The sequence below is a fragment of the Vibrio sp. IB15 genome, from assembly GCF_016406055.1.
GTDB lineage: Bacteria > Pseudomonadota > Gammaproteobacteria > Enterobacterales > Vibrionaceae > Vibrio > Vibrio chagasii.
This window is the reverse complement of the sequence record NZ_JAEFCE010000079.1, coordinates 1-17,814: the sequence shown is the minus strand read 5'-3', so window position 1 is coordinate 17,814 and position 17,814 is coordinate 1. Positions and strand designations below refer to the sequence as shown.

Annotated in this window: 14 protein-coding genes and 1 pseudogene; 3 read left to right on the top strand and 12 right to left on the bottom strand. The window is 45.4% G+C overall.

The features are described from left to right. Positions 1-101: 101 nt before the first annotated feature. Positions 102-689, bottom strand: a complete 588-nt coding sequence (locus JC606_RS20950; protein ID WP_061033578.1) for a YjaG family protein — start codon at positions 687-689, stop codon at positions 102-104. Between the two features lie 71 nt (positions 690-760). Between JC606_RS20950 and JC606_RS20945 the strand changes: the two genes are divergently transcribed. Further along, entirely contained in the window at positions 761-1,687 is a 927-nt protein-coding gene (locus tag JC606_RS20945) for a D-2-hydroxyacid dehydrogenase (RefSeq protein WP_198779364.1), read from the top strand. After that, a complete protein-coding gene (locus tag JC606_RS20940) occupies positions 1,687-2,280 on the top strand; it encodes a uracil-DNA glycosylase family protein (protein ID WP_198779363.1) in 594 nt (197 codons plus the stop codon). The genes JC606_RS20945 and JC606_RS20940 overlap by 1 nt, the downstream gene beginning before the upstream one ends. A gap of 105 nt (positions 2,281-2,385) precedes the next feature. On the opposite strand, the gene hemE is transcribed toward JC606_RS20940, so the two are convergent. After that, a complete protein-coding gene (hemE, locus tag JC606_RS20935) occupies positions 2,386-3,453 on the bottom strand; it encodes a uroporphyrinogen decarboxylase (RefSeq protein ID WP_198779362.1) in 1,068 nt (355 codons plus the stop codon). A gap of 299 nt (positions 3,454-3,752) precedes the next feature. After that, positions 3,753-4,562, bottom strand: coding sequence for an NAD(+) diphosphatase (gene nudC, locus JC606_RS20930; RefSeq protein ID WP_198779361.1), 810 nt, complete (start codon positions 4,560-4,562; stop codon positions 3,753-3,755). Between the two features lie 165 nt (positions 4,563-4,727). Here nudC and rsd point away from each other — a divergent pair, with 165 nt between their 5' ends. After that, entirely contained in the window at positions 4,728-5,225 is a 498-nt protein-coding gene (gene rsd / locus JC606_RS20925; RefSeq protein WP_105057680.1) for a sigma D regulator, read from the top strand. Between the two features lie 267 nt (positions 5,226-5,492). On the opposite strand, the gene rpoC is transcribed toward rsd, so the two are convergent. From rpoC to JC606_RS20880, 9 genes and pseudogenes are all read right to left on the bottom strand, one after another. Continuing rightward, a complete protein-coding gene (gene rpoC, locus JC606_RS20920) occupies positions 5,493-9,695 on the bottom strand; it encodes a DNA-directed RNA polymerase subunit beta' (protein ID WP_061034323.1) in 4,203 nt (1,400 codons plus the stop codon). Positions 9,696-9,787: 92 nt separating this feature from the next. Beyond that, a complete protein-coding gene (gene rpoB, locus JC606_RS20915) occupies positions 9,788-13,816 on the bottom strand; it encodes a DNA-directed RNA polymerase subunit beta (protein WP_008224041.1) in 4,029 nt (1,342 codons plus the stop codon). Positions 13,817-14,050: 234 nt separating this feature from the next. Beyond that, positions 14,051-14,419 carry a 50S ribosomal protein L7/L12 gene (gene rplL, locus JC606_RS20910; protein WP_061034324.1) on the bottom strand — a complete coding sequence of 123 codons (369 nt, stop codon included), beginning with the start codon at positions 14,417-14,419 and terminating at the stop codon, positions 14,051-14,053. A gap of 57 nt (positions 14,420-14,476) precedes the next feature. Then, positions 14,477-14,971, bottom strand: a complete 495-nt coding sequence (rplJ, locus tag JC606_RS20905; RefSeq protein ID WP_004737075.1) for a 50S ribosomal protein L10 — start codon at positions 14,969-14,971, stop codon at positions 14,477-14,479. Positions 14,972-15,209: 238 nt separating this feature from the next. Further along, complete coding sequence (gene rplA / locus JC606_RS20900; protein ID WP_061034325.1) at positions 15,210-15,914, bottom strand: 50S ribosomal protein L1; 705 nt, start codon at positions 15,912-15,914, stop codon at positions 15,210-15,212. Positions 15,915-15,918: 4 nt separating this feature from the next. Further along, positions 15,919-16,347, bottom strand: a complete 429-nt coding sequence (gene rplK, locus JC606_RS20895; RefSeq protein ID WP_026084318.1) for a 50S ribosomal protein L11 — start codon at positions 16,345-16,347, stop codon at positions 15,919-15,921. A gap of 212 nt (positions 16,348-16,559) precedes the next feature. After that, positions 16,560-17,108, bottom strand: a complete 549-nt coding sequence (nusG, locus tag JC606_RS20890; protein ID WP_032549909.1) for a transcription termination/antitermination protein NusG — start codon at positions 17,106-17,108, stop codon at positions 16,560-16,562. Between the two features lie 13 nt (positions 17,109-17,121). Beyond that, on the bottom strand, positions 17,122-17,499 hold the full coding sequence (gene secE, locus JC606_RS20885; RefSeq protein WP_004737071.1) for a preprotein translocase subunit SecE: 378 nt from the start codon (positions 17,497-17,499) through the stop codon (positions 17,122-17,124). Positions 17,500-17,722: 223 nt separating this feature from the next. Further along, positions 17,723-17,814: pseudogene (locus tag JC606_RS20880) on the bottom strand (elongation factor Tu); the annotation flags it as partial.

Sequence of the window (17,814 nt, the reverse complement as noted above, 5' to 3'; positions counted from 1 at the left end):
TTAGTTCAAAAAAAATCCCTAAGCTGTAGCTTAGGGATTTCTGTATAAGAGACAGCCTTTGGGAGCCTTTGTTTTTATTCATACTTTGGTGCGATGTTGAATTACAGAGCAACACCAATGTTACTAACGGGTTCTTCACGCAGTTCATGACGTAGGTCTTTAATCAACTCGATGTCACGTTCCGTCGTTTCACGCAATGGTCGGAAGATAGCCCACTGAACGTCCCACTCTTCACATACCGCTTCGTTTTCTTTCTGGTTTTCGTTAGTCACTTCTTCAGCACCTTGAGCAAACTCAAGCTCAGCAACCGTCTTCACCGACTGTTGGCTCACTTTAATCACGGCTTCAAACATGTGCTCGCGGTCAAGCAGGCCATGAACAAGCGTTGCCAAACCTTGGCAAGCGTCCATTGCAGGGTAAACACCATAGAAGTCAAAATCGTCTGCGCTAGGGAAAAGCTCTTCAACTTTCTCTAATTGGCGTTCAAAGTTCACCTTTGCCGTTTTTACCGTTAGGATTTCCCAAATGCTATCCAAGACATCACGATAGATGCGAGCTTCGGCAAATTCTGTATTCTCACAAAACATGGCATAGTTAGGGTACATACGCTCACATAGACACGCCATAAAGGTAATTTGTTGCCAAGGTTCTAACTTTTCAAGACGAACCTGCAGTGGATTCTGAAGCATAGTCACTCAATAATTGCAGAAAAAGACAGCGAAAGTGTACTTGATAAACTCTGGGGGGAAAAGGTAAGCCGATGAACAATTTTACGAATAAGCTCTATATTATGACTGAGCATGACGATACCTATACGCAACTGATTCTAAACCGGGATTTACCCGACCTAGAAATCACTCAAAACCCCGAGTTAGCTGAGATTGTATTAGCGTCGCCTCCCCTGATAGCCGAGCGCCTTAACGAGTTTAAAACGCTTGAGTGGGTACAAAGCACCTACGCTGGCATCAATAAGCTCACCCAACCAGAACTTCGCCAGGATTACACGCTAACCAATGTAAAAGGTATCTTCGGCCCTGCTATCTCGGAGTACGTTTTAGGCTACGCAATCAGCCACTTTAGACACTTTCCTCACTACCACCAGCAACAACAGCAACGAAACTGGCAGCCTCAGCTTTATTCTAGCCTAACTGACAAAACTATGGTGATTTTAGGCACAGGGTCTATCGGCAGCCATTTAGCAAAAACCGCTGTGGCGTTTGGCATTCATACCATTGGTGTCAATCGTACTGGTATCCCATCGAAGCAAGAAACCTTTAAAGACACTTTCCATATCAATGAACTGGAGGCAGCTCTCAAGCAAGCGGACATTGTGGTCAACACCTTGCCATCGACCGCTGAAACCTATCAACTGCTCAACCAAACGACCCTTGGTTATTGTTCTAACGTGCTGCTATTTAATGTTGGCAGAGGCGAAGGCATCGACAACAAAGCGCTGTTGCTAGCGATTAAAAACCGTTGGGTTGAGCATGCATTTCTTGATGTGTTTGAAAGCGAGCCCCTTTCGCAAGATCACCCTTTCTGGAAGCTACCACAAGTCACCATTACGCCACATATCGCTGCACTCAGTGAACCGAGACAAGTGGTAGAGATCTTTGCTGAGAATTACCAACAGTGGCGAGATGGCTTTACCCTAAACCATGTCATTGATTTTGATAAAGGCTACTGATGTCCTCTTCGCTACTTAAAGAGATACGACAATGCACTGCATGTGAGCCTCACCTCTCACACGGTGCCAACCCTGTCATTCAAGCACACCCAAACGCGCGCTTGTTAATCATTGGTCAAGCGCCGGGTATCAAGGTGCATGAGTCATCCATCCCATGGAATGATGCCAGTGGGGAAAGATTAAGAGAGTGGCTAGGGATAGGCAGCGATACCTTTTATGACGAACAAAAGGTCGCGATTGTACCTATGGGTTTCTGCTACCCAGGTAAAGGAAAGAGTGGCGATCTACCACCACGCAAGGAGTGCGCAGAGCTCTGGCATAAGAAAGTACGGCAATCACTGCCCAATATTCAAATGACACTTTTGATTGGTCAGTATGCGCAAAACTATTACTTGAAGGAAAGAACCACCAATACACTGACAGAGACCGTCAAAAACTGGCAGGCTTGGGCACCAGAGTTTTTACCACTTCCCCACCCTTCACCACGTAATAATATCTGGCTCAAGAAGAACCCGTGGTTTGAAACTGAGGTTATTCCTTACATCCGCAAACACATCTCAGAGCATTTGGCCTACCATGATCCAAATGCCTAATGAACTGCACACAACCGAAATTAAACGAGTATAGAATTACCAATCTGAAGGCAATAAAAAGCGCTGCTGGTTACCCAGCAGCGCTTTCAATTATCTTACTCAGAATTACTTATGGTAAGGCTTAGATAGTTCGTGAACAGCGTCAACGAACACACCAGCGTTTTCTGGCGGCACATCTAAGTGAATACCGTGGCCTAGGTTAAATACGTGACCAGTACCCGCATCACCAAAGCCTTCAAGGATAGTCGATACCTCTTCACGGATACGCTCTGGAGAAGCATAAAGCATTGAAGGATCCATGTTACCTTGCAGAGCAACCTTATCACCCACACGCTTAACTGCGTCTTGGATGTTGATAGTCCAGTCTAGGCCAACTGCATCACAGCCCGTTGCTGCGATCTGCTCTAGCCACATGCCACCGTTCTTAGTGAATAGTGTTACTGGTACACGACGACCATCGTTTTCACGGATTAGACCATCAACTATTTTGTGCATGTATTGCAGTGAGAATAGGTTGTAATCACGAGGAGTCAGTACACCACCCCATGTATCAAATACCATTACCGATTGAGCACCCGCTTTGATTTGCGCGTTTAGGTATTCGATAACGCTGTCTGCTAGCTTATCTAGAAGTAAGTGCAGCGTTTGTGGTTCTGCGTACATCATCTTCTTGATCTTAGTGAATGCTTTAGAGCTTCCACCTTCAACCATGTAAGTCGCTAGAGTCCATGGACTACCAGAGAAACCGATCAATGGAACGTCGCCGTTCAAATCTTTGCGGATCTGACGTACTGCGTTCATTACGTATTGCAGCTCACCTTCTGGATCTGGCAGGCCAATTTTTTCTACGTCAGCTTTACACGTGATAGGACGCTCAAACTTAGGACCTTCACCTGTCTCAAAGAACAAACCTAGGCCCATAGCATCAGGGATCGTTAGGATGTCAGAGAACAAGATTGCCGCATCAAGCGGGAAACGACGTAAAGGTTGAAGAGTTACTTCTGATGCAAGTTCCGCGTTTTTGCACAAAGACATGAAGTCGCCTGCTTCTGCACGCGTTGCTTTGTACTCTGGAAGATAGCGGCCAGCTTGGCGCATCATCCATACCGGTGTGTAATCAACAGGCTGCTTTAAAAGTGCGCGTAAATAGCGATCGTTCTTTAATTCGGTCATTCCGTTAAATTCCAATTCAATCTTGTCTAGTTTTGATGGCAAGTATTCTAACACTGATTGAGGGGTAAAAGCTGTGTGCTTTGCAACCTAGATCAAGTTATTAACTTTTAAATCAATGCTTAATTTGCACCCAATTAAGGGAGCATGTTAAAAATTTGTTCGCTAGCGAAAATTACAATTATAACACCTGAGTAGTCACTACTCAGCATCTCATAACGACATCTTACTTACCCCCTCCACTTGTGGAGGGTTTTTTTTAGCTTTTGACCACCTATAGGCCAAATACTATTACAGGCGATTTAGTGCTCCAACGCTTGTTCTGCTGCGCCCACTTTGACCACGTCATCAACGGTTTTCTCTATCAGCTGTCTCGCAATAGTGCCCACTGGAGCCACATCTGGCAGAGTCGTCACATCAAACCATTGCGCATCGGATAGCTCGCTATAATCTGGTTTGAGCGTACCACCAGCATAATCAGCAAGAAAGCCTATCATCATGCTCGACGGAAATGCCCAAGGTTGGCTGCCAAAATAGCGAATGTTATCCACATCAATCCCCGTCTCCTCTTTCACTTCGCGTGCTACGCACTGTTCTAAGGTCTCTCCGACCTCTAGAAAGCCCGCTATAACGGTATACATGCCCGTTTTATGTCTTGGGTGCTGCGCGAGTAATATCTTGTTGTCGTTTCGTACAGCGACAATGATGCATGGGAAAATGCGCGGGTAATGCAGAGTACGACAGTCTCCACACTGCATCGCCACTTGATTGTGGTTTAGGTGATTGCGACCACCACACTGCGGGCAGAAACGCATGCTCTGGGTCATATGGCCATATTGGATGGCTTTACTTGCAGTAAGAAAACTCGATTCAGGCCAGTGCAATAACTCTCTTAGGTTGACCATCGTCAGCTCACGCTCAACATCACAGTCGTTCAACCAATACACTTTGCGACCTTGATGCTGACCAATGCAGATTGCGTGCTCAACACTGAGCCCTAGCTCGTCGGCAGAGCCGAAAGGAAACTGGTCATTATCAACCCAAATATCACTACCGGAAACGACGCACCAATAAGCTTGCTCTGTCATTTTCTTATCACTTTTTTTTAACATCCCTATGCCTCATTGCTTGCAGTTCGTTCATTTTACTGGCAATCTAATTTCATACTAGAGTTGTGGCAGAGAATATTTCAAGCTATTACTTTTAGTAGATATCGATAAACGGACCCTGCTTAGGCAATTTCAATGATCACAAGGTTGTGATCAGATCATGAGGACATGGTCATGCTAAATAAATTTAAACAAATACAAGAACAATGGGGTGGCTCAAGCGAGGTCATCGATCATTGGCTCGAAACTCGACAAGCTCTCATCGTCGAATATTGCAAGCTAGGTGCCTTGCAGCCAGCTAGCAACGGGCAATCAAACGTTGTTGAACTCCCTTCTCCTAAAGAAATAAGCTCATTCTGCGATCATGTTGTCGATTATATCTCAGAAGGCCATTTTAAGATCTACGATATGGTCATGAAGAAATGGCAAGCAACAGGCTTTAAAACCAATGACGAGATTGATACAACTTACGCGAAGATCGTACTCACAACCGAGCCGCTTCTAGAGTTCAATGATAAGTACGTTAAAGTAAGTGCAAACGATGAGTTGCCTAGCTTCGAAGGAGATATGTCGAAGGTAGGTGAACTACTCGAAGTGCGTTTTGAAGTAGAAGATAATCTTATCCAGCTTATTGCAGACAGCTTAGCGATTCCACCAGGCGCTTAGTTAACTGAACCCTTAAGAAGCTTGCCTCTGTGCAAGCTTTTTGTTTTGCCCATAATTCCCCTGCCCACTCAACTTTGTTGAAGCCTAAGTACCACCAGCAAACCACCAATCCGTATCTACGACTCATCCACGATGATCCTCTTTCCACCAATGCTTGTGATTCACCGGCTAGCATCAGTAAAAGCACGCCTAAACCCATACACCAATAACCCAAACGCCAGATACAAAAAAGGCACCCGAAGGTGCCTTTTTGTTATCTCTTAGAGATTACTCTTCTGAAGAGAAACCTGCATTTAGAAGTGCTGCAAGGTTGTCAGTAGCTTGTTCAGCTGATGGACCTTCCTGCTCTTCTTCACGCTTAGCTTGACGCTCTTGGTGGTATGCGAAACCAGTACCAGCTGGAATCAGACGACCAACAATTACGTTCTCTTTCAGACCGCGAAGGTCATCACGCTTACCAGAAACCGCAGCTTCTGTTAGTACGCGAGTCGTTTCTTGGAACGATGCAGCTGAGATGAATGACTCAGTTGCAAGAGACGCTTTAGTAATACCTAGTAGATCACGTTCGAAACGTACTAGTTCTTTACCTTCAGCTTCTAGCTTGCGGTTAGCAATCTTCACGTTGTGGTACTCAACTTGTTCGCCAGGTAGGAACTGAGAGTCACCAGAATGTGTGATTGTACACTTACGTAGCATTTGACGAACGATAGTCTCAATGTGCTTATCGTTAATCTTAACGCCTTGTAAGCGGTAAACTTCTTGAACTTCGTTCGCGATGTACTGAGTTACTGCGTGGATACCACGTAGACGCAGGATATCGTGTGGAGTTTCAGGACCGTCGGCGATTACATCACCACGTTCAATCTTCTCACCTTCGAACACGTTCAATTGACGATGCTTAGGAATCATCTCTTCGTAAGTGTCACCACCTTCACGAGTGATTACTAGACGACGCTTACCTTTCGTTTCTTTACCGAAAGACACAGTACCTGTGTGCTCAGCAAGGATCGCAGGCTCTTTTGGCTTACGAGCTTCGAATAGGTCTGCTACGCGTGGTAGACCACCGGTGATATCTTTGTTACCGCCAGATTTCTGAGGGATACGAGATAGTGTGTCACCAATGCCAACTTCAGCGCCATCTTCAATGTTTACAATCGCTTTACCAGGTAGGAAGTAGTGAGCTGGCATTTCAGTACCAGGGATCATTACATCGTTACCTTGCTCGTCAACAAGTTTGATAGCTGGACGCATATCTTTACCTGCTGCTGGACGAGCCGCTGCGTCTGTAACTTCAGAAGAAGAAAGACCAGTTAGATCATCCGTTTGACGAGAAACAGTTACGCCATCGATCATATCAACGAACTGGATGCGACCTGCCACTTCAGTGATGATTGGCATAGTGTGCGCTTCCCAGTTAGCTACAACTTCGCCAGCTTCTACTGCGTCGTTGTCCGCTTTGCTCAGTACAGAACCGTAAGGAAGTTTGTGCTTCTCTTTAGTACGACCGAACTCATCAATAATCGTCATCTCAGATGCACGAGAAGTGATAACTAGCTTCTTGTCTTTGTTGATTACGAACTTAGCGTTGTGAAGTTTCACAGTACCAGTTGTCTTAGCTTGGATGCTGTTCTCTGCTGCTGCAGTAGATGCCGCACCACCGATGTGGAACGTACGCATCGTTAGCTGTGTACCCGGTTCACCGATAGATTGTGCAGCGATAACACCAACTGCTTCACCTTGGTTCACTAGGTGACCACGTGCTAGGTCACGACCGTAACACTGTGCACAACAACCGAAGTCTGCATCACAGGTAACAACAGAACGCACTTTCATGCTATCTACAGAGTTGTCTTCCATGATCTGACACCACTTCTCATCAATCAGAGTATTACGTGGGATCAGTACATCTTCAGTACCAGGCTTAAGAACGTCTTCAGCTACTACACGACCTAGAGCAAGCTCAGAAAGTGCAACTTTAACGTCACCACCTTCGATGTGAGGCATCATGTCGATACCTTCGTGCGTGCCACAGTCATGTTCGTGTACTACAACGTCTTGAGCAACGTCTACTAGACGACGAGTTAGGTAACCCGAGTTCGCTGTTTTCAGTGCCGTATCCGCAAGACCCTTACGAGCACCGTGCGTTGAGATAAAGTACTGAAGGACGTTTAGACCTTCTTTAAAGTTCGCTGTGATCGGCGTTTCGATAATTGAACCATCTGGACGCGCCATCAGACCACGCATACCTGCTAGCTGACGAATCTGAGCTGCAGAACCACGTGCGCCCGAGTCGGCCATCATGTAGATGCTGTTGAACGATTCTTGCTGTTCTTCTTCGCCGTCACGGTTGATAACTGTTTCAGAAGATAGGTTATCCATCATCGCTTTCGCAACGCGGTCATTCGTAGATGCCCAGATATCGATAACTTTGTTGTAACGCTCACCCGCAGTAACAAGACCAGATTGGAATTGCTCTTGGATTTCGCGAACTTCTTCTTCAGCAGATTCAATTTCATCGTATTTCGCTTGAGGTACAACCATATCGTCGATACCTACAGAAACACCTGAAAGTGCAGCGTATGCAAAACCTGCGTACATGATTTGGTCAGCGAATACTACTGTGTCCTTAAGACCAAGCTTACGGTACGCTTCGTTAAGTAGGTTAGAAATTTGCTTCTTACCTAGTTTTTGGTTAACGATGCTGTACGGTAGGCCAGCTGGAACGATTTGCCATAGCATTGCACGGCCAACTGTTGTGTCAACCAGCTTCGTTTCAGTAGTGCTGTTACCATCTTCGTCTACTACGGTCTCAGTGATACGAACTTTAACGCGAGCGTGAAGCTCAGCAGTCTTAGTACGGTATGCCTTCTCAGCCTCTTCAGGGCCAGCAAGGTACATACCTTCGCCTTTCACGTTGATCTTTTCACGAGTCATGTAGTAAAGACCCAATACAACGTCCTGAGAAGGTACGATGATCGGATCACCTGACGCTGGCGACAGAATGTTGTTTGTCGACATCATCAGTGTACGTGCTTCAAGCTGTGCTTCTAGAGTTAGAGGCACGTGTACCGCCATTTGGTCACCATCGAAGTCGGCGTTGTATGCCGCACACACTAGTGGGTGAAGCTGAATCGCTTTACCTTCGATTAGTACTGGTTCAAACGCTTGGATACCTAGACGGTGAAGTGTAGGTGCACGGTTAAGTAGTACTGGGTGTTCACGGATTACTTCGTCTAGGATATCCCAAACGATAGCTTCTTCGCGCTCTACCATCTTCTTAGCAGCTTTGATTGTCGTAGCCATGCCACGAGTCTCTAGCTTGCTGTAGATGAACGGCTTAAATAGCTCAAGTGCCATCTTCTTAGGAAGACCACACTGATGTAGACGAAGGTATGGACCTACTGTGATTACAGAACGGCCAGAGTAGTCTACACGTTTACCTAGAAGGTTCTGACGGAAACGACCTTGTTTACCCTTGATCATATCAGCAAGAGATTTCAGAGGACGCTTGTTCGAACCTGTGATTGCACGACCGCGACGACCGTTATCTAGAAGTGCATCAACAGACTCTTGCAGCATACGCTTTTCGTTACGTACGATGATGTCCGGAGCAGCTAGCTCTAGAAGACGCTTCAAACGGTTGTTACGGTTGATCACTCGACGGTAAAGGTCGTTCAGATCTGAAGTCGCAAAACGACCGCCATCTAGTGGTACTAGAGGACGTAGATCTGGCGGAAGAACCGGAAGTACAGTCAGAATCATCCATTGCGGATCGTTACCCGATGCAATGAACGCTTCAACTAGCTTCAGGCGCTTAGTGATCTTCTTACGCTTAGTTTCAGAGTTAGTTGTTTCCAACTCTTCGCGCATTTCTTCCACTTCTTGATGAAGGTCCATTGTTGCAAGCAGATCTTTGATCGCTTCTGCACCCATCTTAGCAGTGAATTCATCACCCCACTCTTCTAGTCGATCTAGATACTCTTCTTCAGTAAGCATCTGAGATTTTTCTAGATCAGTCATACCTGGTTCAGTTACTACGTACATTTCGAAGTAAAGAACACGTTCGATATCACGTAGAGGGATATCCATTAGTAGACCGATACGAGACGGTAGCGATTTTAGGAACCAGATGTGAGCAACTGGTGAAGCAAGCTCGATGTGGCCCATACGGTCACGACGAACTTTAGTTTGTGTAACTTCTACGCCACACTTCTCACAGATAACACCACGGTGTTTCAGACGCTTGTATTTACCACAAAGACATTCGTAGTCTTTAACTGGACCAAAAATACGCGCACAGAACAGACCATCGCGTTCAGGTTTGAACGTACGATAGTTGATCGTTTCAGGTTTTTTAACCTCACCAAAAGACCATGAACGAATCATGTCTGGTGAAGATAGACCGATTTTGATTGCATCAAATTCTTCGGTCTTATGCTGCGCTTTTAGAAAGTTTAATAAGTCTTTCACAATCAGCTCCTGTAAGGAGTTAAAAGGGGCTCACCCGCAAAAGTGAGCACCTTCAACCAAATAATCTCTTTTCTCTAGAAAGAAAGAAGGGATTACTCTTCGTCTTCTAGCTCGATGTTGATACCTAGCGAGCGAATCTCTTTCAACAGTACGTTGAACGATTCTGGCATGCCAGGTTCCATGCTGTGGTTGCCATCTACGATGTTCTTGTACATCTTAGTACGGCCGTTAACGTCATCCGACTTAACTGTTAGCATTTCTTGAAGCGTGTAAGCAGCACCGTATGCTTCTAGTGCCCATACTTCCATCTCACCGAAACGCTGGCCACCGAACTGAGCTTTACCACCAAGTGGTTGCTGAGTTACTAGGCTGTACGAACCAGTAGAACGAGCGTGCATCTTGTCATCAACAAGGTGGTTCAGTTTCAGCATGTACATGTAACCTACAGTTACAGGACGCTCAAACGAGTCACCAGTACGACCATCAAACAGTTTAAGCTGACCAGATTCTGGCAGATCACCCAGTTTAAGTAGTTCTTTGATTAACGCTTCAGAAGCACCATCGAACACAGGAGTAGCAATCGGTAGACCGCCACGTAGGTTCTTGATCAGTGTACGAACTTGATCATCAGACAGTTCAGCAATATCAACTTTCTGACGAGTATCACCAAGATCATAAACCTTCTGTAGGAACTCACGGAACTTATGAAGTTCTTGTTGTTCCTTAACCATTTGGTTGATCTTGTCACCGATACCTTTCGCTGCCAGACCTAAGTGTACTTCTAGGATCTGACCGATGTTCATACGCGATGGTACACCCAGTGGGTTAAGTACGATGTCTACAGGCTGACCTTTCTCATCGTATGGCATGTCTTCAACAGGGTTAATCTTAGAGATTACACCTTTGTTACCGTGACGACCCGCCATCTTATCACCAGGCTGGATACGACGTTTAACCGCTAGGTAAACTTTAACAATCTTAAGAACGCCAGGCGCTAGATCATCACCTTGAGTGATCTTACGACGCTTAGTTTCAAACTTCTTATCGAAGTCTGCTTTTAGCTCATCCCACTGCTCAGCAAGTTGCTCAAGCTGTGTTTGTAGCGCATCGTCTTCTAGAACTTGCTCTAGCCATTGCTTACGACCGATCGTATCAAGCTTAGCTTCAGAGTAACCACCAGACAGAAGTACAGCTTTAACACGGTTAAGAAGGCCACCCTCAAGAATTTGGAACTCTTCAGTTAGGTCTTTCTTAGCTTCTTTAAGCTGCATCTGTTCGATTTCAAGTGCACGCTTGTCTTTCTCTACGCCATCGCGAGTGAAGACTTGTACATCGATGATAGTACCCGAAACAGAGTTTGGTACACGTAGAGAAGTATCTTTAACATCAGATGCTTTCTCACCGAAGATTGCACGTAGTAGCTTCTCTTCAGGAGTCAGTTGAGTTTCACCTTTAGGTGTTACTTTACCAACTAGGATGTCGCCACCCTTAACTTCAGCACCAATGTAAACGATACCTGACTCGTCTAGTTTAGACAGAGCAGACTCACCTACGTTTGGAATATCAGCTGTGATCTCTTCAGAGCCCAGCTTAGTATCACGAGCCACACAAGATAGTTCTTGGATGTGGATAGTCGTGAAACGGTCTTCTTGAACTACGCGCTCAGATACTAAGATCGAGTCTTCGAAGTTGTAACCGTTCCAAGGCATGAACGCGATACGCATGTTTTGACCAAGTGCTAGCTCACCAAGGTCGGTTGAAGGACCGTCAGCTAGTACGTCGCCACGTGATACAGGTTCACCCGGTAGCACTGTAGGACGTTGGTTGATACATGTGTTCTGGTTTGAACGCGTGTACTTAGTTAGGTTGTAGATGTCGATACCAGCTTCGCCAGGTACTAGCTCATCTTCGTTAACCTTAACTACGATACGAGAAGCGTCCACAGACTGAATCATACCGCCACGTTTAGCAACCGCTGTAACACCAGAGTCAACTGCGATGTTACGTTCGATACCAGTACCTACTAGAGGCTTATCAGCCTTAAGTGTTGGTACCGCTTGACGTTGCATGTTCGCACCCATCAATGCACGGTTCGCATCATCGTGTTCTAGGAACGGGATAAGCGATGCAGCGATAGATACTACTTGGTTTGTCGCAACGTCCATGTAGTCAACGTGGTCGCGTGGGTGAAGACCAGATTCACCTTTTTGACGAGCAGTGATTAGCTCATCAGCGAACGTACCTTCTTCAGTAAGAACGGTGTTCGCCTGCGCGATTACAAATTGACCTTCTTGGATTGCAGACAGGTAATCAACTTCGTCTGTTACTACGCCATCTACTACACGACGGTACGGAGTTTCTAGGAAACCGTAATCGTTACAACGTGCAAATGCAGACAGTGAGTTAATTAGACCGATGTTTGGACCTTCAGGCGTTTCGATGGGACATAGACGACCGTAGTGAGTTACGTGAACGTCACGTACTTCGAAGCCTGCGCGCTCACGAGTAAGACCACCAGGACCTAAAGCAGAGATACGACGCTTGTGCGTAACTTCTGACAATGGGTTGTTTTGGTCCATGAACTGTGAAAGCTGTGAAGAGCCAAAGAATTCTTTAACTGCAGCTGAGATAGGCTTAGCGTTGATTAGATCTTGAGGCATGATTGCATCAAGGTCACCAAGGCTTAGACGCTCTTTAACGGCACGTTCTACACGAACTAGACCAACACGGAATTGGTTTTCTGCCATTTCACCTACAGAACGGATACGACGGTTGCCAAGGTGGTCGATATCGTCCACTTCGCCTTTACCGTTACGGATGCCGATCAGTTTCTTCATCACTTCGATGATGTCTGATTCATCCAGAGTACCGCGCTCTTCTTCTTCTTCACGCTCGATAGAGCTGTTGAACTTCATACGGCCTACAGTTGATAGGTCGTAGCGTTCTTCTGAGAAGAATAGGCTTTCGAATAGAGATTCTGCAGCTTCTTTCGTTGGTGGCTCGCCAGGACGCATCATGCGGTAGATTTCTACCAATGCAGAGATGCGATCTACTGTGCTATCTGCACGTAGAGTGTCTGACATGAATGGACCATGGTCTAGGTCATTCGTGAACAGTACTTCTAGAGCTTTGTGACCTGCTTGAGATAGGTTAGCAAGTGCCTCTAGGCTGATCTCTTGGTTCGCGCCAACGATGATCTCGCCAGTTGCTTCGTTGATGTAATCTTTAGATGCAACTTTACCAACGATGTACTCTACAGGTACTTCGATGTGCTCAACGCCATCTTTCTCAAGTTGACGAATGTGGCGAGCAGTAACACGACGACCAGTCTCAACGTAAACTTTACCGTTTGCTTCGATGTCGAATGACGCAGTTTCACCACGTAGACGATCAGGAACCAACTCCATAAGAAGAGTTTGGTCTTTCACTTCGAAGTTCACCTTGTCGAAGAACAGATCTAGGATCTCTTCAGTTGACTTACCTAGTGCACGAAGGATGATTGAAGCTGGTAGCTTACGACGACGGTCGATACGTACGAATAAGTTATCCTTAGGATCGAACTCAAAGTCTAACCATGAGCCACGGTAAGGAATTACACGTGCGTTATAAAGAACTTTACCAGATGAGTGGGTCTTACCCTTATCACTGTCGAAGAACACGCCTGGGCTTCGGTGCAGCTGGGATACGATAACCCTCTCGGTACCATTAATTACGAAAGTACCATTGTCTGTCATAAGCGGAATTTCGCCCATGTAGACTTCTTGTTCTTTAATGTCTTTTACAGTACCTGCTGGCGCATCTCGATCAAAGATAACTAGACGTAGTTTAACGCGTAGTGGCTTTGAGTAAGTTACACCACGGATTTGACATTCTTTAACATCAAAAACTGGCTCACCAAGACGGTAGCTAACGTATTGCAGCTCAGAATTGCCGTTGTAGCTCTGAATTGGGAATACAGAACGAAAAGCAGCCTCAAGACCGTATTGACCTTCTGGATCCTGTTCGATGAATTTATCGAAAGAATCAAGCTGGATCGATAACAGGTATGGAATGTCCAAAACTTGTGGACGAGTACCAAAGTCCTTACGGATGCGCTTTTTCTCGGTATAAGAGTAAACCATGGGGTTCCTCAGCTCGCTGATAAGTGACCCAAACTACCCAAAACACTCCTCGGAGGGGGTAGTGACTAACAGCTGTTTAATGTAGTGAACAATCATATCGAAAACATGACTGTTTTTTTGCTCGGGTTATGACGCTTAAACAGCGGAAAATTCGTCATAGCCCTACAGCGCAAAAAGGCCGGTGGTTAAATAACCACCAGCCATTAGCCTTGCGGCTAAGAAATTAAGTAATAATTACTTAACTTCAACAGAAGCGCCAGCTTCTTCTAGCTGTGCTTTAAGAGCTTCAGCTTCAGCTTTGTCAACGCCTTCTTTTAGAGGTGCTGGAGCTGAGTCTACAAGACCTTTAGCTTCTTTAAGACCTAGGCCAGTTGCGCCACGTACAGCTTTGATAACTTGTACTTTGTTAGAACCAGCAGAAGTTAGGATAACGTCGAATTCAGTTTGCTCAGCAGCAGCATCGCCGCCAGCAGCGCCACCAGCTACAACTGCAGCAGCAGCTGATACGCCGAATTTCTCTTCCATAGCTTCGATAAGCTCAACAACTTGCATTACAGACATTTCTGCAACTGCGTCTAGGATTTGCTCGTTAGTAATAGACATAACAATTCTCTTTTAAGTCAACAATAAGTTTAATTTGCAACCAGTGAAAAGCAAGGCTTAAGCCGCTGCTTCTTCTTTTTGGTCACGTAGTGCAGCGATAGTACGAACCAGCTTGCCAGCAGAAGCTTCTTTCATGCACATCATTAGGCGTGCGATAGCTTCGTCGTAAGTTGGTAGTGTCGCTAGTACTTCAGCATCAGTAACTGCGCCTTCAAATGCAGCAGCTTTGATCTCGAAATCTTTGTTCTCTTTAGCGAAGTCTTTGAAAAGACGCGCTGCAGCACCTGGGTGCTCGTTAGAGAACGCGATCAGAGTTGGACCAGTGAAAGTGTCAGTTAGACACTCGTAGTCTGTACCCTGAACCGCACGGCGTGCTAGTGTGTTACGAACAACTTTCATGTAAACACCCGCTTCGCGAGCTTGTTTACGTAGAGAAGTCATTGCGCCAACTTCAACGCCACGAGAATCAGCTACAACTGCAGAAAGTGCACCATTAGCTGCTTCGTTGACTTCAGCAACAATTGCTTTTTTGTCTTGAAGATTTAAAGCCATTTGGATTAACCTCTGGTTGTGATTACAGCACCCATTACAGTGTGTAATGAGCGTTTACGATGCTAATAAATATGAATCACTTCATTTAAATTAGGCACCGCCTACGTAGGTTTTATTAAGCTGTAGCTCCGAAAAGTACAGCGCCTACGGTCTTGGGATAGATAATTTGAATTGCTTCAAATCACCCAACCACAAATATTAGGCGCAGAAGTATACACTAAATCTGCGCCTAAGCAAATTAGTTTGCTTGAGTGTTCAGGCTAGCCTGATCAACAGCAACACCAGCACCCATAGTAGTAGAGATGCTTACTTTCTTCAGGAAAGTACCTTTCGCTGAAGAAGGCTTAGCTTTCTTAAGAGCAACTAGAAGAGCTTCTAGGTTCTCTTGAAGCTGGTTAGCTTCGAAAGATGCTTTGCCGATAGTAGTGTGGATGATGCCGTTCTTGTCGTTACGGTAACGAACCTGACCAGCTTTAGCGTTCTTAACCGCTTCAGCAACGTTAGGAGTTACAGTACCAACTTTAGGGTTTGGCATAAGGCCGCGTGGACCTAGGATAGTACCTAGTTGACCAACAACACGCATTGCATCTGGAGAAGCAACAACAACGTCGAAGTTCATTTCGCCTTTCTTCACTTGCTCAGCAAGATCTTCCATACCAACAACATCTGCGCCAGCTGCTTTAGCTGCTTCTGCGTTTGCACCTTGAGTGAACACAGCAACGCGGATTTCACGGCCAGTACCGTGAGGTAGCACAGTTGCGCCACGTACGTTTTGGTCAGATTTACGAGCATCGATGCCTAGGTTAACAGCAACGTCTACAGACTCAACGAATTTAGCAGTCGCTAGTTCTTTAAGAAGTGCAACAGCTTCGTTGATTTCGTATTCTTTAGTCGCGTCAACTTTGTCGCGGATTACGCGCATACGCTTAGTAAGTTTTGCCATCTTATTAACCCTCTACCACTAGGCCCATTGAACGAGCAGTACCAGCGATTGAACGCTTCATTGCTTCGATGTCAGCACCAGTCATATCAGCAGCTTTAGTTTCTGCGATTTCTTGGATTTGAGCGTCAGTTACAGTACCAACTTTTTCAGTGTTTGGACGACCTGAACCAGACTTAACGCCAGCAGCTTTCTTAAGAAGAACAGCAGCAGGTGGAGTCTTAGTTACGAACGTGAAAGAACGGTCGTTGTATACAGTAATAACTACTGGAGTCGGTAGACCTTTCTCAACAGATTCTGTTTTTGCGTTGAACGCTTTACAGAATTCCATGATGTTAACACCGTGTTGACCTAGAGCAGGACCAACCGGTGGCGACGGGTTTGCCATACCAGCTGCAACTTGCAGTTTGATATAAGCTTCAACTTTCTTAGCCATGATATTTCCTAATATTTGGGTACATGCGCTAGCCGTAAGGCAAGCTCCCCATAAATTCAATTAACGCTTTTTACTTCCATAGAAGCAAAAAGGCGCGAAATTATAATCATAATTCGCGCCTTTAACAACCCTAAAAAGGTGATTTTTTATACTCTTTTATTTTGAACAAGTTGCTAGTAAGTTATCCACAACTTAGTTCAATTAATCGAGTCTTAGTCCAGTTTTTCAACCTGACCAAATTCAAGCTCAACCGGTGTTGCACGACCAAAGATCGATACAGATACCTTAATGCGGCTCTTCTCGTAATCTACTTCTTCAACAGTACCGTTGAAGTCAGCAAATGGACCATCGTTAACACGAACCACTTCACCTGCTTCGAACATAGTCTTAGGACGTGGAGCTTCGCTCGCTTTCTCTAGACGGTTCAAGATAGCATCAGCTTCTTTATCAGTGATTGGTGCTGGACGATCAGAGGTACCACCAATGAAGCCCATAACACGCGGAATGCTGCGTACTAAGTGCCATGATTCATCATTCATGATCATTTGAACTAATACGTAGCCAGGGAAGAATTTACGTTCACTTTTACGACGTTGTCCAGCACGCATTTCCACTACTTCTTCAGTAGGTACTAGCACATCGCCAAATAGTTCTTCCATGTTGTGCATTTTAATATGCTCGCGTAGCGATTGTGCAACACGACCTTCAAAACCAGAAAAGGCTTGAACTACATACCAACGTTTTTTTGGAGCTTCACTCATGAATCAGAACCCTCTACACCCCAGTCGCTAGAGAAACTAAACGGACCATAATGCCGTCAATTCCCCAAAGCACTAGAGACATAACAATACATACAGCTAAAACGATCAATGTAGTTTGCATAGTTTCTTGGCGAGTAGGCCAAACCACTTTACGAATCTCCATGCGAGATTCTTTTGCAAAATCGATCGCAGCTTTACCTTTAGTTGTTGTTGCTGCAACGCCTAGTGCGGCAGCAATCAGCACAACTACACCTGCAGCGCGAATTACAACAGACAATTCACCATATAGGTAATTACCCACAACAGCAGCGGCTAACAGTACAAAAGCGACTACCCACTTCATTGTATCTGCTGCACTTGAGCTATCAGGAGTTTCAGCGTTTGCTTTCATAAAACCAACCTGTGATAAGTCTTAAATATAGACGACAATAACCCCGCTGTTGCAGGGCACATTCCTTTGCGTTGCAGAACAACACATCTAACAGTCATTTTAGTCAAAAAGACTGTTTAATTCTTTACTAAGAGCTGAAATTGATGCCAATTCGTTCAACTCTTTTTTTAGCGCAGAAAAAGGGCATCAAATGATGCCCTTTTTACTAGTGGTTCGTCAAATCTTATGCAAAGATTTTAGCTACAACACCAGCACCAACTGTACGGCCACCTTCACGGATAGCGAAACGTAGGCCTTCGTCCATTGCGATTGGAG